The 22,531-nt window shown below is 62.6% G+C and carries 26 protein-coding genes; 11 read left to right on the top strand and 15 right to left on the bottom strand.

All coding sequences use genetic code 11. From position 1 onward, the window contains the following. Nucleotides 1–60: 60 nt before the first annotated feature. From otsB to NKF26_RS07735, 3 genes are all read right to left on the bottom strand, one after another. Nucleotides 61–906, bottom strand: a complete 846-nt coding sequence (gene otsB / locus NKF26_RS07745; protein ID WP_253228818.1) for a trehalose-phosphatase — start codon at nucleotides 904–906, stop codon at nucleotides 61–63. Continuing rightward, nucleotides 903–2,405 (bottom strand): trehalose-6-phosphate synthase, encoded by a 1,503-nt coding sequence (locus tag NKF26_RS07740; RefSeq protein ID WP_253228819.1) that lies wholly within the window; start codon nucleotides 2,403–2,405, stop codon nucleotides 903–905. The genes otsB and NKF26_RS07740 overlap by 4 nt, the downstream gene beginning before the upstream one ends. A gap of 211 nt (nucleotides 2,406–2,616) precedes the next feature. Next, on the bottom strand, nucleotides 2,617–2,931 hold the full coding sequence (locus NKF26_RS07735; RefSeq protein WP_253228820.1) for a hypothetical protein: 315 nt from the start codon (nucleotides 2,929–2,931) through the stop codon (nucleotides 2,617–2,619). A 90-nt stretch (nucleotides 2,932–3,021) separates the two neighbouring features. Between NKF26_RS07735 and NKF26_RS07730 the strand changes: the two genes are divergently transcribed. Beyond that, the gene (locus NKF26_RS07730; protein WP_253228821.1) at nucleotides 3,022–3,759 is read left to right on the top strand and encodes a creatininase family protein; all 738 of its coding nucleotides are present in this window, start codon (nucleotides 3,022–3,024) and stop codon (nucleotides 3,757–3,759) included. An 8-nt stretch (nucleotides 3,760–3,767) separates the two neighbouring features. On the opposite strand, the gene NKF26_RS07725 is transcribed toward NKF26_RS07730, so the two are convergent. Both NKF26_RS07725 and NKF26_RS07720 read right to left on the bottom strand, forming a co-directional pair. Beyond that, nucleotides 3,768–4,262, bottom strand: coding sequence for a DUF5790 family protein (locus tag NKF26_RS07725; protein ID WP_253234152.1), 495 nt, complete (start codon nucleotides 4,260–4,262; stop codon nucleotides 3,768–3,770). Nucleotides 4,263–4,492: 230 nt separating this feature from the next. Next, nucleotides 4,493–4,834, bottom strand: a complete 342-nt coding sequence (locus NKF26_RS07720) for a dihydroneopterin aldolase family protein (RefSeq protein WP_253228822.1) — start codon at nucleotides 4,832–4,834, stop codon at nucleotides 4,493–4,495. Nucleotides 4,835–4,918: 84 nt separating this feature from the next. Here NKF26_RS07720 and NKF26_RS07715 point away from each other — a divergent pair, with 84 nt between their 5' ends. From NKF26_RS07715 to NKF26_RS07695, 5 genes are all read left to right on the top strand, one after another. Beyond that, a complete protein-coding gene (locus NKF26_RS07715; RefSeq protein WP_066144744.1) occupies nucleotides 4,919–5,527 on the top strand; it encodes a translation initiation factor IF-2 subunit beta in 609 nt (202 codons plus the stop codon). Between the two features lie 85 nt (nucleotides 5,528–5,612). Then, nucleotides 5,613–6,356: an NAD-dependent glucose-6-phosphate dehydrogenase Azf gene (gene azf / locus NKF26_RS07710; RefSeq protein WP_253228823.1), complete on the top strand. Its 744-nt coding sequence runs from the start codon at nucleotides 5,613–5,615 to the stop codon at nucleotides 6,354–6,356. Nucleotides 6,357–6,408: 52 nt separating this feature from the next. Beyond that, nucleotides 6,409–6,960 carry an NUDIX hydrolase gene (locus tag NKF26_RS07705; RefSeq protein ID WP_253228824.1) on the top strand — a complete coding sequence of 184 codons (552 nt, stop codon included), beginning with the start codon at nucleotides 6,409–6,411 and terminating at the stop codon, nucleotides 6,958–6,960. Next, complete coding sequence (locus tag NKF26_RS07700; protein ID WP_253228825.1) at nucleotides 6,957–7,475, top strand: NUDIX hydrolase; 519 nt, start codon at nucleotides 6,957–6,959, stop codon at nucleotides 7,473–7,475. Before NKF26_RS07705 ends, NKF26_RS07700 begins: the two co-directional genes overlap by 4 nt. Nucleotides 7,476–7,523: 48 nt before the next feature. Then, a complete protein-coding gene (locus tag NKF26_RS07695) occupies nucleotides 7,524–7,877 on the top strand; it encodes a rhodanese-like domain-containing protein (protein WP_253228826.1) in 354 nt (117 codons plus the stop codon). 85 nt (nucleotides 7,878–7,962) lie between these two features. Here the strand turns inward: NKF26_RS07695 and yciH are convergent, their stop codons facing one another. The 5 genes from yciH to NKF26_RS07670 all read right to left on the bottom strand — a co-directional run bounded on the left by yciH (nucleotide 7,963) and on the right by NKF26_RS07670 (nucleotide 13,203). Beyond that, nucleotides 7,963–8,256 (bottom strand): stress response translation initiation inhibitor YciH, encoded by a 294-nt coding sequence (yciH, locus tag NKF26_RS07690; protein WP_066144754.1) that lies wholly within the window; start codon nucleotides 8,254–8,256, stop codon nucleotides 7,963–7,965. Nucleotides 8,257–8,321: 65 nt separating this feature from the next. Further along, nucleotides 8,322–10,568 carry a transglutaminase domain-containing protein gene (locus tag NKF26_RS24360; RefSeq protein WP_253234151.1) on the bottom strand — a complete coding sequence of 749 codons (2,247 nt, stop codon included), beginning with the start codon at nucleotides 10,566–10,568 and terminating at the stop codon, nucleotides 8,322–8,324. Beyond that, nucleotides 10,565–11,590 carry a DUF58 domain-containing protein gene (locus NKF26_RS07680; RefSeq protein WP_253234150.1) on the bottom strand — a complete coding sequence of 342 codons (1,026 nt, stop codon included), beginning with the start codon at nucleotides 11,588–11,590 and terminating at the stop codon, nucleotides 10,565–10,567. Before NKF26_RS07680 ends, NKF26_RS24360 begins: the two co-directional genes overlap by 4 nt. 1 nt (nucleotide 11,591) lies before the next feature. Beyond that, nucleotides 11,592–12,590, bottom strand: a complete 999-nt coding sequence (locus tag NKF26_RS07675) for a MoxR family ATPase (protein WP_253228829.1) — start codon at nucleotides 12,588–12,590, stop codon at nucleotides 11,592–11,594. A 280-nt stretch (nucleotides 12,591–12,870) separates the two neighbouring features. Next, nucleotides 12,871–13,203, bottom strand: coding sequence for a hypothetical protein (locus NKF26_RS07670; RefSeq protein ID WP_253228830.1), 333 nt, complete (start codon nucleotides 13,201–13,203; stop codon nucleotides 12,871–12,873). 72 nt (nucleotides 13,204–13,275) lie between these two features. Between NKF26_RS07670 and NKF26_RS07665 the strand changes: the two genes are divergently transcribed. Then, entirely contained in the window at nucleotides 13,276–13,482 is a 207-nt protein-coding gene (locus tag NKF26_RS07665; RefSeq protein WP_066144768.1) for a hypothetical protein, read from the top strand. On the opposite strand, the gene NKF26_RS07660 is transcribed toward NKF26_RS07665, so the two are convergent. Genes NKF26_RS07660 through NKF26_RS07650 form a run of 3 tightly spaced genes read right to left on the bottom strand, consistent with a single transcriptional unit; the run spans nucleotide 13,445 to nucleotide 15,736 of the window. Beyond that, complete coding sequence (locus tag NKF26_RS07660) at nucleotides 13,445–14,425, bottom strand: 5,10-methylenetetrahydromethanopterin reductase (RefSeq protein ID WP_253228831.1); 981 nt, start codon at nucleotides 14,423–14,425, stop codon at nucleotides 13,445–13,447. The two genes, NKF26_RS07665 and NKF26_RS07660, sit on opposite strands and share 38 nt — an antisense overlap. After that, on the bottom strand, nucleotides 14,412–15,173 hold the full coding sequence (locus NKF26_RS07655; RefSeq protein ID WP_253228832.1) for a coenzyme F420-0:L-glutamate ligase: 762 nt from the start codon (nucleotides 15,171–15,173) through the stop codon (nucleotides 14,412–14,414). Before NKF26_RS07655 ends, NKF26_RS07660 begins: the two co-directional genes overlap by 14 nt. A 53-nt stretch (nucleotides 15,174–15,226) precedes the next feature. Further along, nucleotides 15,227–15,736 carry a metallophosphoesterase family protein gene (locus NKF26_RS07650; protein ID WP_253228833.1) on the bottom strand — a complete coding sequence of 170 codons (510 nt, stop codon included), beginning with the start codon at nucleotides 15,734–15,736 and terminating at the stop codon, nucleotides 15,227–15,229. Between the two features lie 80 nt (nucleotides 15,737–15,816). On the opposite strand from NKF26_RS07650, the gene NKF26_RS07645 reads away from it, so the two are divergent. Together NKF26_RS07645 and NKF26_RS07640 are read left to right on the top strand one after the other, a co-directional pair. Next, nucleotides 15,817–16,944: a PQQ-binding-like beta-propeller repeat protein gene (locus tag NKF26_RS07645; RefSeq protein WP_253228834.1), complete on the top strand. Its 1,128-nt coding sequence runs from the start codon at nucleotides 15,817–15,819 to the stop codon at nucleotides 16,942–16,944. Between the two features lie 128 nt (nucleotides 16,945–17,072). Beyond that, the gene (locus NKF26_RS07640; protein ID WP_253228835.1) at nucleotides 17,073–18,581 is read left to right on the top strand and encodes a carboxypeptidase M32; all 1,509 of its coding nucleotides are present in this window, start codon (nucleotides 17,073–17,075) and stop codon (nucleotides 18,579–18,581) included. A gap of 27 nt (nucleotides 18,582–18,608) precedes the next feature. Here the strand turns inward: NKF26_RS07640 and NKF26_RS07635 are convergent, their stop codons facing one another. After that, nucleotides 18,609–19,244, bottom strand: a complete 636-nt coding sequence (locus tag NKF26_RS07635) for a helix-turn-helix domain-containing protein (protein WP_253234149.1) — start codon at nucleotides 19,242–19,244, stop codon at nucleotides 18,609–18,611. A gap of 141 nt (nucleotides 19,245–19,385) precedes the next feature. Here NKF26_RS07635 and NKF26_RS07630 point away from each other — a divergent pair, with 141 nt between their 5' ends. Further along, a complete protein-coding gene (locus tag NKF26_RS07630) occupies nucleotides 19,386–20,240 on the top strand; it encodes an ABC transporter ATP-binding protein (RefSeq protein WP_253234148.1) in 855 nt (284 codons plus the stop codon). Next, a complete protein-coding gene (locus NKF26_RS07625) occupies nucleotides 20,237–21,739 on the top strand; it encodes an ABC transporter (protein WP_253234147.1) in 1,503 nt (500 codons plus the stop codon). Before NKF26_RS07630 ends, NKF26_RS07625 begins: the two co-directional genes overlap by 4 nt. Nucleotides 21,740–21,765: 26 nt before the next feature. Here NKF26_RS07625 and NKF26_RS07620 read toward each other — a convergent pair whose 3' ends face one another. Next, the gene (locus tag NKF26_RS07620) at nucleotides 21,766–22,362 is read right to left on the bottom strand and encodes an N-acetylmuramoyl-L-alanine amidase (RefSeq protein WP_253228839.1); all 597 of its coding nucleotides are present in this window, start codon (nucleotides 22,360–22,362) and stop codon (nucleotides 21,766–21,768) included. Between the last annotated feature and the right edge of the window lie 169 nt (nucleotides 22,363–22,531).

Below are 22,531 nucleotides of genomic sequence, written 5' to 3'. Positions count from 1 at the left end.
CCGTTCAGATGGTTTGGGTGGTTCGGGTGGTCGTTTCGAATCGGGTAACGCGGGGTTTCCTCATCCCCGTGGTGATGCCGTACTCGTCGTCGGAGGGGACTCCAAAAATTCGACGCCGTATTCGGCCAACCATGCGAGCGTCGTCCGCACTGCGGCCGGGTCGGCGACGCGATAGCTCGCGACCGTCGGTGGTTCGTGTCCGACTTTGACGCCGAGTCCCGACTCGGGCAGGACGTCGAACGCATCCTCGTCAGTTCGGTCGTCGCCTACGTACAGCGGCAACCACGTCTCCGCGTTCGGAACGCGGCGGCCGTACAGCCACCGAATGGCTCGGCCCTTGTGCCACTCGACGTCGGGGCGCAGTTCGATGACCTGTTTTCCGGTCGTGACACGGACGTCCTCGACACCGCGAACGGCATCGCGCACGAAGTCACGAACTTCGGGAACTCGATCGTCGTCGGCGAGTCGGTAGTGAATCGACGCGGTGACACCCTTGTCCTCGACGAACGCGCCGTCGACCGTGTCGAGTCTGGACTCGAGGGTGGAGCAGAGACGGGCGATATCGTCGGCTGCGTCCTCGGCAACCGAATGGGTGTGTCGGTCACCATCGGAGAAGAGTTCCAAGCCGTGATTCCCGGCGTAGGCGATGCCGTCGACATCGACCCGCTCTCGGAGGTCATCCAGCCCCCGACCGCTGACGATACCGACCTCGACGTCCGGAGTATCCCGAAGGGCTTCTATCACGACACGCGTCGCCGGTGGAAGCATCACCTCGTCGGGGTGGTCCTCGATCGGTGCGAGCGATCCGTCGAAGTCGAACATGGCGAGCATTCCGTCGGCATCACGTAGTCGCGTGACCAGCGCATAGAGGTGGTGCCGAAGCGGCTCAGGTACGTCGTCGTTCATCGTCCTCGTGGTGACTCCGCTGCGATTTCACGACCGCGACGAATCGCTTCGATAGTCCGGAACTGAGCGTTCATCCATGCGTATACATCGTTCGACCGCACTTGTTTTTTGAGGCCATACATCCTGCGTTCACGATCCGCTTGGGGAAGCGAAAGTGCCTCCTCGATCGCGTCGGCAAACCCTTTGGTGTCGTGTGGATGTACCGATACCGCCTCGTCGCCGAGTTCCCCGTTCGCGCCCGCCAACTCGCTCAGCAGGAGTACGCCCGGTTCGTCCACCTGTGAGGCGATGAACTCCTTCGCCACGAGGTTCATCCCGTCCCGGCGAGGGGTGACGATGCCGAGGTCGGCTTCACGGTAGAGCGCCGCGAGGCCTTCCTTCGGAAGGTGTTCTTTCAGATAGACGATGGGTGACCAATCGTCGGTACCGAAGCGGTCGTCGATACGCTCGATTTCCGATTCGACGCGACCCTGTAGCTCCCGGTACGCACCGATTTGACTCCGACTCTCGGACGCTTTCTGGACGTAGGTGAACTCGCCACGCCATTCGGGATGTCGCTCCCAGAAGCGTTCCAATGCCGAGAGCCGTTCGGGAATCCCCTTGGTGTAGTCGAGGCGTTCGACGCCGATTGCGAGCGTGTCGCCGACGGCGCATTCCTCGCGGAACTCGTTCCAAAACGCGGTCGCCTCCGTCGACTCGGCGAGTTCCTCTCTCTCGACCGCATCGATACCGAGCGGGAAGGGTCGGACGAACGTCCGTCTTCCATCGTAGACGACGCTCTGAGTCGCCCTGTCGACCCGGGTGTCGGAAAGCATTGCGGCGCAATCGAGGAAGTTCTGGCAGTAGCGCTCGGTGTGGAAGCCGAGGAGGTCGTTTGCGAGCAAGCCATCGAGCAGTTGCTCGTACTGTGGACACGTTTGGAAGACGTCCCACGATGGCCACGTGATGTGCCAGAACTGCATGCAGAACGTATCGGGACGTTCCTCGCGGACGTGTCGAGGAGCCAATCCGAGATGATAATCCTGAAACCAGACTACGGAATCGGTGTCCGTCTCGTCGATGATGGCGTCAGCGAAGGCGCGGTTCGCCTGCTGGTAGTGGTTCCAGAACTGCTCCTCGGCGTTCATCTTCTCCAGGTCGATGTGACAGATAGGCCAGAGCACTTGGTTGCTGTAGCCGTAGTAGTAGCCCTCGACCTGTTCATCGGAAAGCGGGACGCGCCGAATCTCGTAGGCCGGAGACTCCGGCGGAACGCTGACGCGTCCGTCCGTGTCGGCCACGTCGAAGTCCGCGTCGCCGCTCCCCCACGCAACCCACGTTCCGCCAGCGGATTGCATGACGGGGTCGAGTGCCGACGTGAGACCGCCCGCCGGACGGTTGACGACGATGTCACCGTTCTCACGTTCGTGGCTGTACGGTTGGCGATTCGATGCGACGACCAGCTTCTGGTCCCCCAAGTGTGAGGAAACGGTTTCGGCAGCGGACCGTTCCCCTGTCATGATTTCACCCGTTGTCGCGGGTGGAATTTCCGGTCGAGACCTGCACGTCTGTATTCATTCATCAGTTGTCGGTGGGTCGTGACTGCGACGAATAAGCCAGTCGTCCGTTCATCCGGATTCGACGTGAAAAACGGTAGTAACAGGCGATTACGACTCCCGTAACCGCGACCTGATCATTGGAAACCCCTTCTTGTTCGGCTTCCGTGTGACCTCAGAACGACTCTTGGTCGGGGTCTTGTTCCGTAGTTTCCGCCCCGCCCGCTCCACGGTCGGAGTAGCGTTGACGACCCACTGCGTCGCTATCGGCCATGTTCAATATCGATTGCCGGACGTCATCCGCGGACTCGTACGTCTCGTCGAGCGGGGCGATGACCTCTTCGAACGTTTCGGACCCCCTCGGATACTCTATTTCGTACTCGCCGTATTCCGAGACGAGTTCGTCCACGTCGGCGGGATAGTCGTGGTCGTCGAGTTTCTCGCTCAGTTCGCCCAGCTCGATACCTTGTTCGCGCTCTCGGTCAGACATGAAAAGAACGACATCGGAGAGTTAGTAAGTCCTTCTGGCCCCGATTCCTAATTCGGCGGCTACAAGACGATTCCCGTACACGAATTCGATATGCATCTCTCCGACGCGACGTGGACCGACGCAGACGGCGTGGACACCGACCTCGCGCTCCTCCCCGTCGGAAGCACCGAACAACACGGTCCGCACGCACCGCTCGGCACCGACTGGTTGAACGCCGAAGCGGTCGCGAACGCGGGCGCGGAGGCATACGACGGCGAAGTGGTCGTCGCCCCGCCGATTCCCGTCGGCGTGAGCGAGGAACACCGCCAATTCACGGGGACGCTCTGGGTTTCGGAGGACACCTTCCGCCAATACGTCCGCGAAACGGTCGCCAGCCTCGCCCATCACGGTTGGGACCGCGTGGTCATCGTCAACGGCCACGGCGGCAACGTGGCCGCGCTCCGTGAAGTCGCCGGAACGATCGCGCGTCACGACGAGGCCTACGCCGTCCCGTTCACGTGGTTCGAAGCCGTCGGCGACCACCGGAACGATATGGGCCACGCCGGGCCGCTCGAAACCGCGTTCCTCCGTCACACCCGCCCTGAACTCGTCCACGAGGACAGGATCGAGGAGGCACGCGAGGGTGCCAGCGACGGTTGGGGCGAATGGGTGTCCTACACCAATCTCGCCTTCGACAGCGCGGAGTTCACGGAAAACGGCGTCGTCGGCGACCCGGAGGCGGGTGACGAGGAGCGCGGCGAAGAACTGTTGGAACTGGCGACGCAGTCGCTCGTGAAGCTTCTCACGGCGGTCGAATCACGCGACGTGCACCGCCCCGAGCACGAGTAGTTTTCTCCTTACTCCTCGTCCTCTTCTTCTTCGACTTCCTCGTCGGCCGCTTCTTCCTCTTCTTCCTCTTCCTCCTCTTCCTCCTCTTCCTCCTCTTCTTCGACTTCCTCGTCTTCGGCGTGCAGTTCCTCCAGCGACCCCTTCAGGCTCGGAATCGTGCTCGCCAGTTCGCCGACCTGCTCGCGGGCGTCCTCGATGTCCGAGATGGCGCTCTCGATGGTCTCGATTTCGGCTTCGAGATCGTCGGCGTCCTCGAAGGCGTCCGCGCGCTGTCCCATCGCGTACCACTTCTTCGCGTCGTGCAGGTGCTCGGCGGCGTCGCCAACGTCGAGCGCCGACCGAAGCGCGTTGAGCGCCCCGAGCGTGTTCTCGGCGTCGGTCTCCCAGACGGCTTCCACGGGTGGCAGTTCCTCGCGGGCGGCCGCGAGGTTCTCCTCCACGTCTTCCCGCATTTCGTTCGCCGCTTCTCCGAACAGTTCGTCATCGAACGAGGATTGGCTCATGTCACTTGATTAGACGGGATCGCATTTAAAAGATAACCCGAAACCGGAAGTGAAACACGGCACCTCCACCTTTTGCTGCGCGGAAATCGCGGCGAAGCCGCGATTCCGCTGGCAAAATCTGGACCAAAACCTCGGTGCTCCTTTCGAGGTGCTTCACACCTCTCCAGTCCGCGCCGAGTCCGCTCGCTCCTTCGTCGCTCGCGGGCCAACGCGACGGAACTCGATTTTCCTCACTCCTGCCGAACCGACTCGATTTTCATCAACGGGTAGCCGTCCTCCATCTCCATTCGCGTGACGACCTCAGTCCCCTCGTGGTCGATGACTATTTCGACTTCGAGATATTTACCCGTTAATTCAGTATATCCGTGGTCGATCTCCTCGGCCAATTTGTCGGTCAGGATGTCCACTTCGACCGATTCGCAGAATGGCTGATTCTCGATGCTCTCCTCGATGGCGTGTTCGAGGCTGTCGGCGCTGTCGGGGCTGACCGGCGTTCCGGCGAACTGGTGATACAGCGCACCGAACTTGATTCCGGCTTCGAAACAGGCCGCGTCTCGGGTCGTCGGTTCCATACCTCGGGAGAGGCGTTGGAGGTTAAAGTTCGTGATGACATGGAACACGGAGCACATTTACGTGTTCACCTCTCACCAAAACACATGGATTACAGTTCTGCACTCGACAGAGGCATGGACGCCGTTCCGGAGTTGGAGACGAGCGACGAGCGATTCAGCTATCCGGACCCGGCCGTACAGAAGGACGGGTCGTTCACACGACTGACCAATTTGGACGACATCGCCGACGCGCTTTCGCGTGACGGCGAGCACGTCCACAGTTCGGTCCAGCGCGAACTCGGGACCAGCGGGAAGTACGAGGACGGACAGGCTCGCTACAGCGGGTCCTTCTCGGTATCCGACTTCGAAACCGCACTGGACGAGTACGTCGAGGAGTTCGTCATCTGTTCGGAGTGTGGCCTTCCGGACACCCGTCTCGTGCGCGAGAACCGCAACCTCATGCTCCGCTGTGACGCCTGTGGTGCGTTCCGTCCCGTCACGAAACGAAGCACGACGAACCGAACCCAACAGCGCGATGCCGTCGAGGAGGGTCGAACCTACGAGGTCAAGATCACCGGCACCGGACGCAAGGGCGACGGCGTCGCCGAACGCGGCAAGTACACGATTTTCGTCCCGGGCGCACAGAAGGGTGACGAGGTACAGGTGTACATCGAGAACGTCAACGGGAACCTCGCGTTCGCCCGTCTCGCGTAGGAAGATCTATCGCGGCACGAACGGTCCCAATCTCGCGCCGCAAAATCGCATGGTTCTTATCGAGGTTGTGCCTCTAGCCGACTGAATGGACGATCCCGTTCTGCTCACGGGTTCCGAGGGCCGCGTCGGGACGGCGATTCTCGGCGACCTCGAATCGAAATACGAGTGGCGATTGCTCGACAGGGAACCGCCAGCGGCGGAACCGTCTAACGAGTTTTTCGTCGCCGATATCACCGACTACGATGCCGTTTACGAGGCAGTGGACGGTGCGGGGGCGATCATCCATCTCGCTGGGGACCCCCGTCCGGAAGCGCCGTGGAACAGCGTGCTCGGCAACAACATCGACGGGACACACACCGTGCTCCAAGCGGCAGTGGACGCTGGCGTCGAGAAGTTCGTGTTCGCCTCGTCGAACCACGCCGTCGGTGCCTACGAGACGGAAGAGCGTACCCCCGACCTCTACCGGTCACACGACGAGTTCCGACTGGACGGCACCGAACTCCCCCGTCCGAGCAACCTCTACGGCGTCAGCAAGGCCGCCGGGGAAACGCTCGGTCGATACTACCACGACGAGTTCGACATCAGCGTGGCCTGTGTCCGAATCGGTAACCTGACCGAAGGCCACCCGCCGATAGATTACGAACGCGGGCAAGCGATGTGGCTTTCCTACCGCGACTGTGCCCACCTGTTCGACCGCTGTCTGTCGGCCGACTACGACTACGAAATCGTCTACGGCATCTCGGACAACGACCGGAAGTACTACTCCATCGACCGAGCGCGTGAGGTCCTCGGCTACGACCCGCAGGACAACTCCGCACACCACGACTGATTTCTATCTCCCATCAGTTCGATTTTAACGACTCACTCCCTCAGTCACGACCATGACCGACGACTGGCACGATCACGACTGGCCGGTACTCGAATCGAAAGCCGAGTACGAAACCGGGTGGTACACCGGCGGCTACGACCTCGTCGAACAACCCGACGGGACGACGAAGAAATACTACTGGGCCGACCTCCCGTCCGCGGTCGTCATCCTCGCGATCGAAGACGGGCAAGTAATCTTCGTCGAGCAGTACCGCCCCGTCATCGGGGAGACCTGCTTGGAGTGTCCCGCCGGTGTCGTGGAGGACGGCGAGTCGTACACGGCCGCCGCAGGGCGTGAACTCCGGGAGGAGACCGGGTTCGAAGCCGCCGGTCTCTCGCTGCTCGAAACGTTCTGGGTCGCCACAGGTGCCCTCCGCCACGAGCGCGCCATCGTCTTCGCGGAGGGGTTGACCCCGGCGGAACGTGATCTGGACGACAACGAATTCCTCTCGGTGCGGACGGTTCCGGTCGAGGACGCCCTCGCCGCGGCCCGTGAGGACCCGGCCAACGACGCGACCATCGAGGCGCTCCTGCTCGCCGAAACTGAAGGTCTGCTCGATCAATGAACTGGAAACTCCACGCGCGACGCGGGGTTTCGCTTCTCGGCCACGCGGTCGGGTACGACACCCTCGAACGACCGGACGGAAGGACGGTTCGTCGGTCTTGGTTCGACCCGCCGGACGCCGTGGCCGTCGTCGCCCGAACCGGCGACGAAGTCGTCCTTATCGAGGAGTACCGACCGCGACTCGGTGAGCGAGTACTCTCCTGTCCCGCCGGGCGGATGGAACCCGGCGAATCCTACGAGAGCGCCGCGAAACGGGAACTGTACGAGGAGACCGGCTATCGAGCGGGTAACGTCGAACTGCTCGAAACGTACTACCCGTCGGCGGGCATGCGAAAACAGCGGGCCGTCGTCTTCGCCTCGGATCTGATGGCGGGCGACCAGCACCTCGAATCCGACGAGTTCATCGACGTTCGGACGGTGCCCGTCTCGGACGCCATCGACGCGGTCCGAACCGGTCCGACCTGCGGGTGGGGATTACCGCCGCTCCTGCTCGCTCGCGAAGAAGGGTTGATTTAGATACCCCGACCGGGTCGCTTATTCGGCCCGCTCCCATATCCCCCGTCGATGGACGGCGAAATCTCCACCGAAGACGTTCACGACCTTATCGAGTCCGAGGAGGACGTTCGTATCGTCGATATCCGACCCGAACCGCAGTTCGACGGCGGGCACATCCCGGGCAGCGAAAACATCCCGTTCCACACGCTTCCCCGCCGAGTCAGCGAACTGAACGATGCCGACCGCGTCGTCACCGTCTGCCCGCTCGGAAAATCGAGCGTCCAGGCCGCGCGACTCATCGGCTCCTACGAGGGCGTCTCCGGAGACGTGCCGGTCGAGAGCATGGCCGGTGGATTGACCGATTGGGAGTACGAACTCGAATCGTCTGATGGCACCGAACGGGAGCAGGACGCCCCGTTCTGAGTTTCGTTGCGGACGGCTGTCGCTCACGTTCAAAGACTGCGAAAAATGGGGTGTAGTATGCTGATATCCGACCAACAGGCGCTCGTCAGGCGACGTTGAACCCGCGGTCGCGGAGGAAATCCTCGACGCGTCCGGTATGGTTTCCTTGAAGCTCTATCTGACCCTTCTCGACCGTGCCACCGCAGGCGAACTTCGACTTCAGGTCCGAGGAGAGACTGTCTACGTCCACGTCCTTTGGGTCAAATCCTTCGATTATCGTTACCTCTTTTCCATAACGGCGCTCGTCGATGCGGATGGTGATCTGCTGGGATTCTTTTGCGACGTCTTCACAGACGCAAAGCTCCTGAGGCAGCCCGCACGTCGAGCAGACTTCCGACATTACGCATGGGGCTACGAAACCAACCTATTAAACATTGTCGGGTATGTTGCCATATCGAACGGCCGTTACCCGCTCGTCCCGTCCGGCGTGGACCCGCGAACGATCTCGTTTACGAGAGATACCGCTTCATCTGCATTCTCGCGTGTCACCTCGCCCGCGTACTGTGCCCGTTCATACAGAGAACCGACACGTCGTGCCCGCTCGTCGATGCCGACGTGCGAGAGCGAGGCGAGGTACTCGCGCGGCGTCTCGCCCGGGCGACGTTTGCGATGCTTGCGTGACAGATAGTACTCCAACCTGTCGAACGCACGCTCGACGTCGGTTCCGGGGTCCTCGCGCGGTTGCCAGCGCATCCACACGGTTCGGTACGCCCACTCGATGAGACCCATCCGTCGTGCCGTGAGCAGCAGGCCGACGAGTAGCAAGCCGCCGTAGAGCGACTGTGATTTCGAAGGTAGTTCGATGGGGATACCACCGCCGCCGCCCCCGAGGGCGCTCGCGTTCGTCGTTGTCGTCGTTGTCGTCGTCGGTCCACTGGTGCCGAGTTTATCGCCGACGTTGCCACGGCCGTTCGGACCGGTGGAGACGTTCGACCCATTCTCCGGGCTACTCGTCGTGGTCGTGGTGGTCGTCGTGTCGGATGTCGTGGTGGTGGTCGTCGTCTCCGGCGTCCACGTTCCGTTCTGGCTTCCCGCCGTATCGACGCCCGATTTGCCGTTCTGCCGGGCCTCGTCCACGATTTGCTGTTCGGCGTTCGAGCGCTGTGTGGACGGGGTCGGGTCGAAACGAACCCACCCGGTGTCCGGGAAGTACACCTCGACCCACGCGTGCGAATCGAGGCCGCGGACGACCCACGTGTCCTCGTCCGTCCGCTGTCCCTTCGTGTAGCCCGTGACGAACCGTGCGGGAATGCCCTGTGTCCGGAGCATGGCGGTCATCGCCGTCGCGTAGTAGACACAGTAGCCTTTGTCCATATCGAAGACGAACGAGTCAGCGATGTTGCCGTCCGGCCGCTTCACGTGGAGCGAGTACTCCTTGTTCTCCTCCAACCACTGTTCGATGGCGGTGGCTTTCTGATACGGTGTTTTCGCGTCGGCGGTTATCTCGTTGGTCTTCGTCGTCAACCGCTGTGGCGTACTGCCGGGAAGGCGGGTGTACTGATTCTCGATATCGCTCGGATACGCCGTACCGGCCTCGTTCAGACCGGATGGGGACGCCGACGGAACTTCGCTGACGACGCTGTACGAACTGCCGTTCGTCAACGGCTGTGTCGGCGAGAGGCTCCCAGCGCTGCTGATTCGCGTGTTCGATTGCTGTTGTGAGCCGATGACTTTGATGGGCTTCCACGCGGCTGGCATCGCGTCCACCTGTTTCGCTTTGACGGTGAACGTCTGTCGCACCGTGTAGGACTGACCGAGCGACGACTGCGCGTGATAGGATTGGCTCTTCCCGGTCCGTATCCAGTCGTCTCCAGTGTATCGGTCGTAGGATGCGACCTTCCAGTAACTCCCGTGGTTCGCCGTCACCGTGTACTGTACCTTCGGCGAGAGTTCGATACTCCCCTGAATCGAAAGTTGTGCGCTGTTACTGATGAGACCGCCACTACCGCCCGAGCCACCACTGCTTTGACTGGGGAGAATCGGACTTGCTCGACCGCCGGGGACGACACTCATCGTGGCGGACAACAGTACCATCACGATGAGCGCGACGACCAGCACGTCGACCTGTCCGACGGTCCCGCCGTAGCGAGCCATCGTCCCGAAGGCGACGATGCCGAGTGCGCCGAGCATCCCGACGAGCGTCACGAACGACCCGGCGTCACCCGTGAGAACGAAGAAGCCGAGTGCCGCGCCACCTGCCGCAGCGGCGAGCATGTATCGCCGTCGGAAGACGAGATACCACGGGACGAACACGGTTGCCGGTGCGACGCCCAACGCCCACGTTCCGACCTTTCGCATCTCCAGAATCGACAGGCCGGTCAGCAGGGCGATGTTGTCGGCGATGATGTGACCCGTCTGAGAGAAGACGTCCACCCCTCCCGGAATCGTCGTGTAGTAGCCGAACATCCCGCCAGCGAGCAATAGCGCGCCGATGCCACAGGCGACCCATTCGGGGACGACCCGGGCCAGGAGCGTCGCACCGATGAAGGCACCAGCGACGAGCAGGAGCAGGGTATCCGTATCCCCCGCGATGTTCGTGATGTCGTAGAGGACCTTCAGCGACGACCCGATGAGAACTGCCGTCGAAGCGATGGCGAGGCCCTGATACGGAATCGTCACGTCGCCGATAGAGAAACCGCGTGCCGTGCTCACGACTTCTCACCTCCATCGGCCCGCACTCCGTCGAGGGCGCTCGTCCGTCCCCGTCGCGACGTGAATTCGTCGAACGACATGGTGTCACGGCCCCACCGAATCGTCACGTCCCGTTGGTCGGTCAGTCCGCGAACGAGCAGGTCCGCGTGCGCTCGCTCGCGTTCGTGCACCTGTCCGCTCTCCATGTGTGCGAGGACAGTGAGAATCCGCGTTCGCTGGTCGGTACTGCCATCGGGTCCGACGTGACCGTCGGGCGTGGTCACCCCGACAGAGACTCCGATGTCGAGCAGGGCCGCCGCGATACTCGCCGTCGCGTCCGCGACGGCATCGACACGACCCGCGTTCGCCTCCGCCACGATCCGTATCTGCTGACTCTCCTCCTGCGGTTCGAACTGCCGGACGAACATCTCCCCGACCGGCCGCTTCGCGCTCGATTTCCAGTGGATGTCCCGAAGCGGATCACCCGCCTGGTACTCCCGCAGTTGGTCGAACTCGCGTCGTGCCGCGTTCGTGTGACTGTCTTCGAGCGCGCGTGCGGTCGTCACCCCGTCGACCGGTTCTACCCGGGGGAAGACGAGAATGGACTCCCGGATCTGATGGGTGAACGTCCGCTCGAACAGGCCGAACACGTCTTCGGCCACGACCCGTACCGGGCCGATAGCCTGCTCGCCACGCTTCGTGAGGCGAACGTCGAATTCGACCGCGGTCTCGCCGATGCTGGTCTCGATGGGGCCGCCATCGTACTCCAGTCCGTCGGCGAGTTCCAGATCGACGGTTCCCGCGAACGGGTCCGGCGCGTCGAAGTCGAGTGTTATCGTCACCGCTTCCTCCCGGGACCCGACGTTCGGCGCGGACACGTCGAGTTGTGGGCGTTTCGTCCGCTTCAACTGGATGAAGCCGACGAGTATCGCCACGAGAAGCGGGGCAACCACGGCGTTCAGCGACCGAGCGCCGAACGAGGCGGCCAACGCGAATCCGGCGACACCGACGGCGATGAACATCCATGCACGTCGTGTCAGCATCTCACTCCACCGGGACGTTGTCGAGGGCCTTTCGGATCATCGTCCGCCCTTCTTCACCGCCCATGACACCCGTGTCACCCCGTACGCGGTGGGAGAGCACGACTTCGGCTTCCGTCTTCACGTCGTCCGGGATGACGTACTCCCGACTGTCGAGGACGGCCCGTGCTTGGGCCGCACGGAGCAGCGAAATCGATCCTCGGGGGCTGACACCGAGTTGGCAGTGGTCGCGGGTGTAGTTCGCGAGTCGGGTGACGTACTCCCTGACCGGCTTTTTCACGGTCACTTTCGTGATCGTCGCCCTCGCCCGTCGGATGTCGCTCGCGCTCGCGACGGGGTCGAGTCGGCGAATCGGATGCTCGCCGACGACGCGCCGGAGGACTTCCGATTCGTCCTGCGGATTGGGGTAGCCGAGCGAGAGCTTCTTCATGAAACGATCGATTTCGGCGACCGGGAGTTCGTACGTCCGGTCCTGTTCGATGGCGTTCTGCGTCGCGATGACCGTGAACGGGTTGGGAACGTCGTGGGTCTTCCCGTCGATGGTCACCTGCTCTTCCTCCATCGCTTCCAACAGGGCGGATTGGGTCTTCGGCGGTGCGCGATTGATCTCGTCGGCGAGGACGACGTTGCCGAAGATAGGACCGGGTTGGAACTCGAACTCGTTCGTTTTCTGGTTGAAGATGTTGACGCCGGTCACGTCCGAGGGGAGGAGGTCGGGCGTGAACTGCACGCGTTTGAACGAACAGTCGATGGAGCGCGCCAACGACCGGGCGAGCATCGTCTTGCCGACGCCGGGAACGTCTTCGAGAAGGAGGTGGCCGCGCGCGAGAATCGTCGTCAAAATATGCTCGGCGGCGTCGTGTTGCCCGACGATAACGTGTTCGATGTTGTCGATGATACGTCCTGACAGGTCCGCCGCGTCCTGTACCGAGAGGGGGTCCGCGAACTCGTTGGTCGGCCGCTCTACGGGGGTCTGCTCTGGATCTTTGTTAGCTTCCTTCATGCTATGAATGCGCGATTGGTCGAAACGGGTCCTTGTGGGAAGTGGGGACGCTAGGGGGGCGTCTCCCTCGTTACGCGTACTATCGAAGCGTACCTTTGTAACTTTTGTCGCTACGCCAAGAGGTGTCCCGGTTACCCTTGAATACTTTGTGCATTGATGTTTCGAGGAGCTCAGCAGAAGAGATCGGTTCCATTCGATCCATCATGTTTCCAAAATTGCTGTGTTCGGAGAGAAGAGAGGTCGCTAGCTGGTCGGACGGTATCCGAGAAATTTCACGCGCTCACCACACCTTGCAGTCGGCACAGACCATCCCGTCCTCGTCGCGCCAGCGTTTCTCGACGCTGGACCCACAGCACGCACAGTTCGCGCCGTCAGGCGTCCAATCGTACGTCGCTCTGGCGGGTTCGATATCGTCGGAGTCCAGTTCGGATACGTCCTCGCCGGTCTCGTCGGTCCCGTCGGTTTCGACCGGTTCTCCTTCTGCTCGCTCTTCAGTTACCGGTTCGTCGTCCACCTGCTCCCCCTCTCTCGATTCGTCCGCGATCCGCTCGTCCGGTTCATCCGGTTCGTCCGTTGTCCCCGCGAACTCCGAGAGCGACGTATCCTTCGGCACGGTCCCGCCTACGAAGCCCCAAGCCGTAAGCGTGACGGAGCAACCAAGTACCCCCGGTACGCAGTGGCACGTATGGCAGGACTCATCTCGAACATCAGCGAACTGATTCGCCTGTTCGGCGACGTCGCAACGGCATCGGCAAACCCCATCCCAGCGATTTTGCTCCTGTTCGGGGCGATCTTCGTCGGCTTTTCCGTCCTTCTGGGAATTTACCTCGTCATCGGCGCGATCGGCGGCGTGATCACTGCCGATTCGCCCGGTCAAGCGCCGCCGCAGTGAGGGATATCGCTTCTTTTCGATCCGGGCCGAGCGGCGACCCGGCGACGAAACTGTCGGTGTAGTCGAGCACGGCGGCAATCCTATCGGCCACCGTGTCGGGTTCCCCGGCGATACAGAAGGCGTCTATCATCGTCGGCGTCACGGCGTCGAACGCCGCCGAGAACTCGCCCGCACCGATCTTCTCACCGATTTCGGACGCCAACTCGCCGTCGATTCCGTGTCTGTCGAGCACCGGCCCTGCCGCACCACCCGCGATGAACGCCACCGGTGGGCGGGCCGCTTCGCGCGCCGCTTCACCGTCTTCGGCCACGCTCACGCAGGCGTACGCCGCGAAGTCGAACTCACCCCTCCCATCGGGGCGTTCGTCCAACCCTTCCGCGATGCGCTCGCTCGCCCACTCGAAATCCCGCGGATGCGAGGCGTTGACCAGCGCACCGTCGGCGTGTTTCGCGCTCATTCGGAGCATGTGCGGTCCCTGCGCGCCGACGTACGCCGGAATCTCGCCAACGTCGTAGTTCAGTCCGGCGTCCCGCGCGGTGAACGTTCCCTCGTGGGTCACGCGCTCGCCCGCCCAGAGTCGCTTCGAGACCTTCATCGTCTCCAGCACGCGACGAAGCGGTCGGTCGCGGTCGATGCCGAGGTTCCGGAGCGTGGAGCGGTCGCCCGCGCCGACGCCGAACACGGCCCGGCCGTCGCTCGCTTCGTCCAGCGTTGCGGTGCGTGAAGCGAGCGTGACGGGATGGCTCTCGTACGGGTTGACGACGCCCGGTCCGAGGCGGATGTCCTCGGTGACGTCGGCAATGCGCGAGAGGACCGTGAAGGGGTCGCGGTTGTTGTAGTGACTGCTGGCGAACAGCGTGTCGAACCCCGCATCCTCCGCCGTCTCGCCGAGTTCGACCAGTTCGGAAATCGGGTCCTCGGGTGTGATCTCAATCGCCCGCAAACTCCCACCTCCGGAGCGCCTGCCGGACGAAATCGCCATCGACCGACCGGAACAGGTTGTCGCTTCCGCCGTGGTCGCCGAACTCCCAATCGCGGACGACGACGACCGGCAGGCCGTCGTCGCCCTCGCCGCTCACGAGGTTGGCCGCCGAGGCGAGTTCGTCCACGACGGATTCCACCGTCACTTCGAGTTCGTGGCCGTCCCTGTCGTGTTCACCCCGCCAGTCACGACTCGCAGAAATACCGTCCCAACCGATAGCGACGCCGCGCTGGCCGTGTCGAAACGGCCGCCCGCAGGTGTCGGTGACGACGACGGGCACGTCGATGGGGAGACCGGAGCGAATCCGGGCGGCGCTCTCGTTCGGTCGCTTCGGGAGCAACAACAGGTCGGCATCGCCCGTGTTCGAACGGTCGATGCCCGCGTTCACGCCGATGTGGCCGAACCGCGTCGAGGTGAGCAGGAACGGCGCTTCCATGATGAGTTCGGTGCTCTCCTCGATGACGGCCTGTGCGAACCGTGGGTCCTTCTCCTCGCCGGAGAGTTCGGACAGGCGACCGGCGATTTCCTCCGCCCGCGGACTCGCCGGGAAGTCGTCCATGGTCGCCGTTCGTCCCTCGGCTTTCGAGACGATGGTGCTCGCGACCAACAACACGTCGCCGGGTTCGAGGTCGACTCGCTCCGCGACGAGCGCGGCGATGTCGTCGCCGGGTTCGACCTCGGGAATCCCCGGAACCGCGAAAACGTTCATGTCCGGTCGTTGGTGCGCGCCGATAAAAACCCGCCCGGAAGGCGCAAAACCAGTCAGCTTTCGTGTCGTTGTACCGAGCAGGCACCGTCTTCGACCGTCGCGACGAACATCGTCGCCGTGTCCGCCGGGACAGCACCCGTCGCACTCCCCGGATTCAGCAGGCGAACGCCATCGACCTCCTCGTCCATCGGTCGGTGCGTGTGCCCGGCGACACCGACGACGGACGAATCGAGGTCGCCGTCAACCGCCTCGCGAACGATTCGTGCGACCCGGGATTCGTACCCGCGTTTCGGGCCGGTCCCGTGTGTGACGACGAACGTGACGCCACCGATGTCGAGGGTCGTCACGTCGGGCAACCGAAGCGATTTCGGGTCGGTATTCCCTCCCACGGCAGTGTAGTTCCCGTCCGTCAGTTCGTGTATCGACGCCAGCGCGTCGGCTGAATCGAAGTCCCCCGCGTGAATCGTGTGGTCCGCCCGAAGGATTCGGGTTCGTACCCAGTCGGGGATTCGATTCGCACGCGACGGGATGTGCGTGTCGCTGATGATGGCGACCCGGAGCATGCCTCTCCGTTCGCGGTGCTGGTAGAAAAACGTTAGAGCGGCGTCGGAACGCTTTAGTTCTCGCTTTCGAACGTATTAGTATGGGCGGCCGTTCGTCCCGACGAAACTTTCTGGGTGCTATCGGCCTCGGTTTGTCGGTGGTGAGTGCTGGCTGTAACACGCTCGAAGCGCAACCGGATCGGCAACAGCCGAACTGGTCCGTCGAACTCGACGGGATGCCAGCCCGGGCTAGATCCGTCTCCGACCACGGCCTCGTTCTGGCGACGACGCTCACCCCGGACGGTGAACTCGGCCACCTTCGATTTTCGGGCGACTATAAACGACTCGCCGACCTGTCGAGAATCACCACTGCCCCCGTCGTTTACGACGACCGGGCGTTCGTCGAGTCCAATGGAACCATCCGCTCCATCCCGATCGACGGCGGCGACCCGGTGCGGATGCACAGCGGCTACTTGTCACTCGGGCGCTACGAACCGGTCGTCTCGGGGTCGCGGTTGTTCGGCATCGGCTACAACGACGAGTTCGAGAAATACACCGTCTTCGCCATCGATTTGGAGGCCGAACGGGTCCGGTGGATTCGTCCGTTCGGCAGCATGCAAGCGTCGATCGCCACCGACGGCGACCACGTTTTCGCGGCATCCCCCTCGGGCATCGTCAGGGCCTACTCGGCGAACGACGGTGCGACGATTTGGAAGACCCATGTCGGGGGCGATGCGCGACTGACGTACCACGACGGGACGGTGTTCGTCGCGACCGACAGGGGGTTGGTCGCGCTCGACTCGACGGACGGAACACATCTCTGGCTCGCCGAGAGCCACTGGATTGCCTCCGTGAACGCCGTCCCCGCGGTCGCCGACTCGACCGTCTACACCCTCCTCACCCTCTACTCGACCCACCACCGGAACATGTTCGCAACCGAGACGTATCTCATCGCCTATCACGCGTCCGGCGCGGAGCGCTGGCGCACCCGCGTCAACTACGGAACCCCCCTCACCGTCACCGAGGATGCCATCGGCGTCGAGACCATGGAGGAAGTCGAAACCGATCGCGGAAACAGGAGGCTCAAAAGATATCTCTCCGTCTTCGCGACCGGCGGTAAACGACTCGTCAAATACGATCTCCCCGACCGGTCCACCATGCGACCCCTCATCCGCGACAATTCGGTGATCGTCGGCTACGGCAACACCGTTGCATCCTACGAGCGCTAGGACGACGACGTGACTGTGATCGTGGCGAGCAAGAAATGAGTCCGGAAGTCCCCCTCACTATCGCTCATCTCCCCTAGTTTCGTACCGAAACCCATTCATTGATAATCGGTGACACCAAACATCCGACGATGGCAACTGAAGCCACCACAGAATCCACGTACGAGGAGTTTCTCGGGGAAGTAAAACGAATTTCGAACGTCCAGAACGCCGCCGGAATTCTCGGCTGGGACCAAGAAGTCGTGATGCCCGAAGGTGGCACGCCCGCCCGGTCACAACAGCGCTCGGCGCTGTCCGCGATTTCGCACGAACTGTTGACCGCCGACGAGATGGGGGAGATGCTGGACGAACTCGAATCGGAGGACTTGGACGACGAGCAGGCCGCCGTCGTCCGCGAGGTTCGGCGGGAGTACGAGCGGGCGACTCGCGTCCCCGGCGAGTTGGTCGAGGAGATTTCGCGCACCACGTCCGAAGCCCTGCCGAAGTGGAAGCAAGCGCGCGAGGAGGACGACTTCTCGATTTTCGCGCCGACGCTCGAAAAACTGGTCGAACTGGAGCGTGAGTACGCCGAGCACATCGACCCGGACAAGGACCCTTACGAAGTACTGTTCGAGGAGTACGAACCCTACCTCGGCATCGACACCGCGGAGGAGACCTTGGAGCAACTCCGCGACGAACTCGTCCCGCTCATCGACGCTGTGCGCGAGAGCCATGTGGAACTCGCCACGCCGTTCCAGGACACCTACGACGCCGAGATTCAGGAGGAACTCTCGCGCGACGTACTCGACACGCTCGGCTACGACTGGAACCGCGGCCGTCTCGACACCGCGCCGCACCCGTTTTCCAGCGGAACGCAGTTCGACGCCCGCGTGACGACGCGTTTCGACGAGAGCGACCCGCTCGGCGCGCTGATGAGCACGGTCCACGAGTTCGGCCACGCCACCTACACGCAGGGACTGCCTGACGAACAGTACGGCACGCCGCTCGGTCAGGCGCGCGACCTGACGGTCCACGAATCCCAGTCCCGCGTCTGGGAGAACAACGTCGGCCGGTCGCGTGCGTTCTGGGAGAACTTCCTCCCGCTCGTCAAGGAACGCTTCTCGGACGCGGAGGACGTCTCCGTCGAGGAGATTTACGAGGCCGCGAACCGCGTCCACGAGGACAACCTCATCCGCGTCGAGGCGGACGAGTTGACCTACCACATGCACATCGTGGTGCGCTTCGAAATCGAGAAGCAACTCATCCGCGGCGAAATCGAAGTGGACGAGGTGCCCGAACTCTGGAACGACAAGTACGAGGAATATCTGGGCATCCGCCCCGACACCGACGCCGAAGGCTGCCTGCAGGACATCCACTGGAGCCACGGCAGTTTCGGCTACTTCCCGACCTACTCGCTCGGCAGCGTCCTCGCCGCGCAATTGTACGCGAAAGCCGACGAGGACATCGACGACCTCGACGGCCAGATTCGAGCGGGCGAGTTCGACGACTTCCACGACTGGCTGACCACCAACATCCACCAGTACGGCTGTCTGTACACCACCGACGACCTCATCGAGCACGCGACCGGGGAGAGCTTCACCGCCGACTACTTCCTCGACTACGTGAACGAGAAGTACGGCGCGCTGTACGACCTGGAATAGACGCAAAATCGTTTTCGATTTTTCCGTTCACGACTCCGACGACGCGGCCGAATACTCGTGCACGAGTCTCGACTCCGCCCGATGGAGCACCCCGCTCACGGTCGATTTCGACACGTCGAGCAGTTCCGCCAGTCGCGTTATCGAACAGCGACGTGGCACCTCGTAGTACCCCTCTTCAACGGCGAGGTCCACGATTTCCGCCTGGCGGTCGGTGAGCAATCCGCTCGAATCGCCCGTCGTCCGAACGGCGACGATTTCGACGGCCGCACCCATCCTCTCCAGCGCCTGCTTCAATTCGACGACCCGCTCCCGCGTTTCCGTGACGCTCACGTCCACGGATCCGTTTCGAATCGTTACCGGATACTCCGGCATCGTCCCGGTCTCGCGGAAGATATCGTACGTCTCGTGCGACGTGGCTTCGTTCCGGAACACGGTCTTTCCGTCGCCGTGCATGACGACCCGAAACGAGTCGATGGAGGAGTCGCGCTCCGCGCTCTCCCGCAGGTCGTCCACCGGGACGCCGGTCGTTTCCACGAGCGCGCTCGCACGCTCGTCGCCGCCGATACCGGACAGAACGCGGAATTCCGCGGCCTCGTATTCGCGCGATATCTTTCCGATCCAAAGACGCTCGGGGAGCGTCACCCGAAATCGAACGGAAGCCATCGACTCACTCTCCGCACCCCATATAAATAAGGCTACATGTGGCGTACCATATATTCGGACCCGACGGCCCAACCACTATTCGACGAATGATACGCGACAATTACCGTTCCAGCGGTCGATTTTCCACCCTACTCACTACCGATGATTCACGTTGATAGCCTCGATTTCGCGTACCCGAACGCCGAGAACGACACGCTTCGTGATCTCTCCTTCGCGGTCGATTCGGGTGAGATATTCGGCTTCCTCGGTCCCAGCGGGGCCGGAAAGAGTACGACCCAGAAAATCCTCACCGGACTGCTGGACGACTACCGCGGGTCAGTCCGCGTCTTCGACCGGGAAGTCCGCGACTGGGACGGCATTTACTACGACAAAATCGGGGTTTCGGCCGAATCCCCGAACCAGTATCCCAAACTCACCGGTCGCGAGAACCTCGAACTGTTCGCGTCGCTCCACCGGACTGAAACGAGGGATATCGACGAACTGTTCTCGCTCGTCGGACTTGTGGACGCCATCGACCGGCGCGTGGGCACCTATTCGAAGGGGATGGCGATGCGTCTCAACTTCATCCGCGCACTCCTGCACGACCCCGAACTCGTCTTTCTGGACGAACCGACGAGCGGTATCGACCCCGGCAACGCGAAGCGGATCAAGACGGCCATCGCCGACCTCCGCGACGCTGGCACGACGGTGTTCCTGACGACCCACGACATGACCGTCGCCGACCAACTCTGTGACCGGGTGGCGTTCATCGTGAATGGCCGGATTCCGCTCGTCGGGGACCCCGAGGCATTGAAACGGGAGTACGGGTCGCGGACGGTTCGGGTGGAGTACCGCGATGGGAACCGCCCGCAAACCGCGCGGTTCGCGCTCGACGGGCTAAACGGGAACGCGGAGTTCCGGTCGCTGCTCGCGGGGAACGACATCGAAACGCTCCACACCGAGGAGGCCACGCTGGAGACCGTCTTCCTCGAAGTGACGGGGGAGAGATTAGAGTGAACCCGATCGCCGCGATGGTTCGGTGGGACGTACGACTTCAGCGTCGATACGGCTTCTACACCGTGTACGCCGTACTGACGGCGTTCTACGTCGTCGCGTTCGTCGGACTCGAACTCCCGGCATCGGTGGCCGAGCGTGGGTTGGTGTTCATCGTCCTCTCCGACCCGGCCGTCCTCGGTTTCTACTTCATCGCCGCGCTCGTCCTCATCGAGAAACGCGAGGGCGTTCTCGACGCCCTCGTCGTTTCGCCGCTCGGTGTCCGGGGCTATCTCGTCTCCAAAGTCACGTCCTTGACCCTTCTCGCGGTCGTCGTGGCGACGGTGCTCGCCCTCGTCGTCCATCCGAGCGGCGTGAACGTCCCCCTTCTGGTGCTCGGCGTGGCGCTCACGTCGATTCCGTTCGTCCTCGTCGGGTTCGTCAGCGTCGCCCGGTTCGACTCGATAAACGACTACTTCCTGAGCGCGCTTTTGTACGGCGCGGTACTGTACGCACCGCTGCTGTCGTTCTTCGGTCTCTTCGACACGCCGGTTTTCTACCTGCTTCCCGTCCGACCCGCCCTGATACTCATCGACGGCGCGTTTCACGGGATTGGGTCGGTGGAGTTCGTGTACGCGGTGGGCTACCTGTCGCTCGGAAGCCTCCTCGCGTTCGCCGTGGCGGAGCGGGAGTTCCATCGCCACATCGTACAACACCGTCCGTCCCGGAGCGAAACGAACGGAGGGAACGGGACGAAATCGTCCCGCCTCGGAACGGTTCGTGATCTGGGACCCGTCGGCGGCATGGCGCTCGCGGACGGGAAGAAGTGGTTCCGTGACCCGCTCCTCCTCGTCGCGGGAACCGGCCCGCTACTGCTCGCCCTGCTCGCTCACGTTGCACTCCCCTTCCTCAACCAGCACTATCTCCCGACCATCTCGCTCGTTCCGTACTATCCGCTGGTGCTCGGATTCGTCATCACGTTCCCGCCCTACATCTACGGGTTCGTGGTCGGCTTCTTCGTGCTCGAAGACCGCGAGCAAGGCGTGCTGGCCGCGCTCCGGACGACGCCCCTGACCGGCCGTGGCTACCTTCGCTACCGCGGCGCGACGGCGTATCTCGTCGGTGCCGTCGTGACGATTCCGACCGTGATGCTGTTCGGCCTCGTCCGGGTACCGCCACTCGTGCTCGTGGCCGTTACGGTCGTCGTCGCGCTCGCTGGACCAGCCATCGCGTTCCTGTTCGCGGGGCTAGCACGCGACTCCATCGAGGGCGTGGTCATCAACAAACTGCTCGGCCTGCTGTTGATCGTTCCGGTCGCGGGAATCGCGTTGCTCCCCGAACCGTGGCAGTACGGCGTGGGAATCGTGCCGCTCTACTGGCCGGTGAAGGCACTCGTCGCGGGGGTCACCGACGGAATCGGGCTTCGCTTCGTCGCCTTCCTCTTTCTTGGAGTCCTCTCGTTCGGCGTGTCGATTCGGTATCTCGTCCAGCGATTCGAACGGATGGCCCGGGACGAGCGGTGAAAAAACGGGTCGTTCGACCGCTCACCTCAGTAGGAGTTGACGAGGTCGATGTAGTGATCCCAATCCCAGTTCGAACCGGGGTCGGTGTGACTGCTGGAGGGGACCTGTGAGTGCCCGATGATACCGCCGTTGGCCGGGTTCGCGGCGTCGCTCGGGACGCTCGTCGGGTGCTGTTTCGGCACGCCGTACTGGTCACAGAGCCAACTGGCCAGTTTGGCCGACGCCTCGTACTGTGCTTCCTCGTAGGTCCCGCTGACGTAGCCGCCGTGTTCGATACCGACGGAGTACTTGTTGTAGTCCCAGTCACCGGCGTGCCACGCGATGTTGATGTCGCTGACGCTCTGATATTTGTAGCCGTCCTCGGCGACGATGTAGTGTGCGCTGACGTCCGCGTCGGGGTCTTGGAACCAGTTGGCCGCGCTGCTCGCCGACCCCTGTACGGTGTGGATGATGACCCAGTCGATCAGTCCCGCACCACGGTCCGCCGCCGTGTAGTTGCTCGAATCGGCCGGTTGCCAATGGACCGTCGGCTTGGCCGCAGCAGTTCCACTGAACGCAACCGCACCGAGTCCCGCCGTGCCTGCCGTACCGATCGTCTTGAGTAGGTTACGTCTGGATGGCATGTTCCATTCATCCAAAGGTAGAACTCATTTAAAATATTTTCTCTAGCAATTTTGTAAATTAAATTTAATAGACTGTGCATTTAGATACCGGAGGCCAAACTACCAGTTCCCCGTTCGGTCGTCACGACGAATCGAAAGCGGACGACGGTACGATCCGTCGCTCGCTGTC

The sequence above is a fragment of the Haladaptatus sp. AB618 genome, from assembly GCF_024136965.1.
Taxonomy (GTDB): domain Archaea; phylum Halobacteriota; class Halobacteria; order Halobacteriales; family Haladaptataceae; genus Haladaptatus.
The sequence above is the reverse complement of the archived record's forward strand: the minus strand, read 5'-3'. Positions and strand labels throughout refer to the sequence as shown.

Bases quoted from the DNA above. Each gene is read 5' to 3' on its own strand.
- otsB (WP_253228818.1), bottom strand. From the start codon at position 906: ATGAACGACGACGTACCTGAGCCGCTTCGGCACCACCTCTATGCGCTG.
- NKF26_RS07740 (WP_253228819.1), bottom strand. From the start codon at position 2,405: ATGACAGGGGAACGGTCCGCTGCCGAAACCGTTTCCTCACACTTGGGG.
- NKF26_RS07735 (WP_253228820.1), bottom strand. From the start codon at position 2,931: ATGTCTGACCGAGAGCGCGAACAAGGTATCGAGCTGGGCGAACTGAGC.
- NKF26_RS07730 (WP_253228821.1), top strand. From the start codon at position 3,022: ATGCATCTCTCCGACGCGACGTGGACCGACGCAGACGGCGTGGACACC.
- NKF26_RS07725 (WP_253234152.1), bottom strand. From the start codon at position 4,262: ATGAGCCAATCCTCGTTCGATGACGAACTGTTCGGAGAAGCGGCGAAC.
- NKF26_RS07720 (WP_253228822.1), bottom strand. From the start codon at position 4,834: ATGGAACCGACGACCCGAGACGCGGCCTGTTTCGAAGCCGGAATCAAG.
- NKF26_RS07715 (WP_066144744.1), top strand. From the start codon at position 4,919: ATGGATTACAGTTCTGCACTCGACAGAGGCATGGACGCCGTTCCGGAG.
- azf (WP_253228823.1), top strand. From the start codon at position 5,613: ATGGACGATCCCGTTCTGCTCACGGGTTCCGAGGGCCGCGTCGGGACG.
- NKF26_RS07705 (WP_253228824.1), top strand. From the start codon at position 6,409: ATGACCGACGACTGGCACGATCACGACTGGCCGGTACTCGAATCGAAA.
- NKF26_RS07700 (WP_253228825.1), top strand. From the start codon at position 6,957: ATGAACTGGAAACTCCACGCGCGACGCGGGGTTTCGCTTCTCGGCCAC.
- NKF26_RS07695 (WP_253228826.1), top strand. From the start codon at position 7,524: ATGGACGGCGAAATCTCCACCGAAGACGTTCACGACCTTATCGAGTCC.
- yciH (WP_066144754.1), bottom strand. From the start codon at position 8,256: ATGTCGGAAGTCTGCTCGACGTGCGGGCTGCCTCAGGAGCTTTGCGTC.
- NKF26_RS07680 (WP_253234150.1), bottom strand. From the start codon at position 11,590: ATGCTGACACGACGTGCATGGATGTTCATCGCCGTCGGTGTCGCCGGA.
- NKF26_RS07675 (WP_253228829.1), bottom strand. From the start codon at position 12,590: ATGAAGGAAGCTAACAAAGATCCAGAGCAGACCCCCGTAGAGCGGCCG.
- NKF26_RS07665 (WP_066144768.1), top strand. From the start codon at position 13,276: ATGGCAGGACTCATCTCGAACATCAGCGAACTGATTCGCCTGTTCGGC.
- NKF26_RS07655 (WP_253228832.1), bottom strand. From the start codon at position 15,173: ATGAACGTTTTCGCGGTTCCGGGGATTCCCGAGGTCGAACCCGGCGAC.
- NKF26_RS07650 (WP_253228833.1), bottom strand. From the start codon at position 15,736: ATGCTCCGGGTCGCCATCATCAGCGACACGCACATCCCGTCGCGTGCG.
- NKF26_RS07645 (WP_253228834.1), top strand. From the start codon at position 15,817: ATGGGCGGCCGTTCGTCCCGACGAAACTTTCTGGGTGCTATCGGCCTC.
- NKF26_RS07640 (WP_253228835.1), top strand. From the start codon at position 17,073: ATGGCAACTGAAGCCACCACAGAATCCACGTACGAGGAGTTTCTCGGG.
- NKF26_RS07635 (WP_253234149.1), bottom strand. From the start codon at position 19,244: ATGGCTTCCGTTCGATTTCGGGTGACGCTCCCCGAGCGTCTTTGGATC.
- NKF26_RS07630 (WP_253234148.1), top strand. From the start codon at position 19,386: ATGATTCACGTTGATAGCCTCGATTTCGCGTACCCGAACGCCGAGAAC.
- NKF26_RS07620 (WP_253228839.1), bottom strand. From the start codon at position 22,362: ATGCCATCCAGACGTAACCTACTCAAGACGATCGGTACGGCAGGCACG.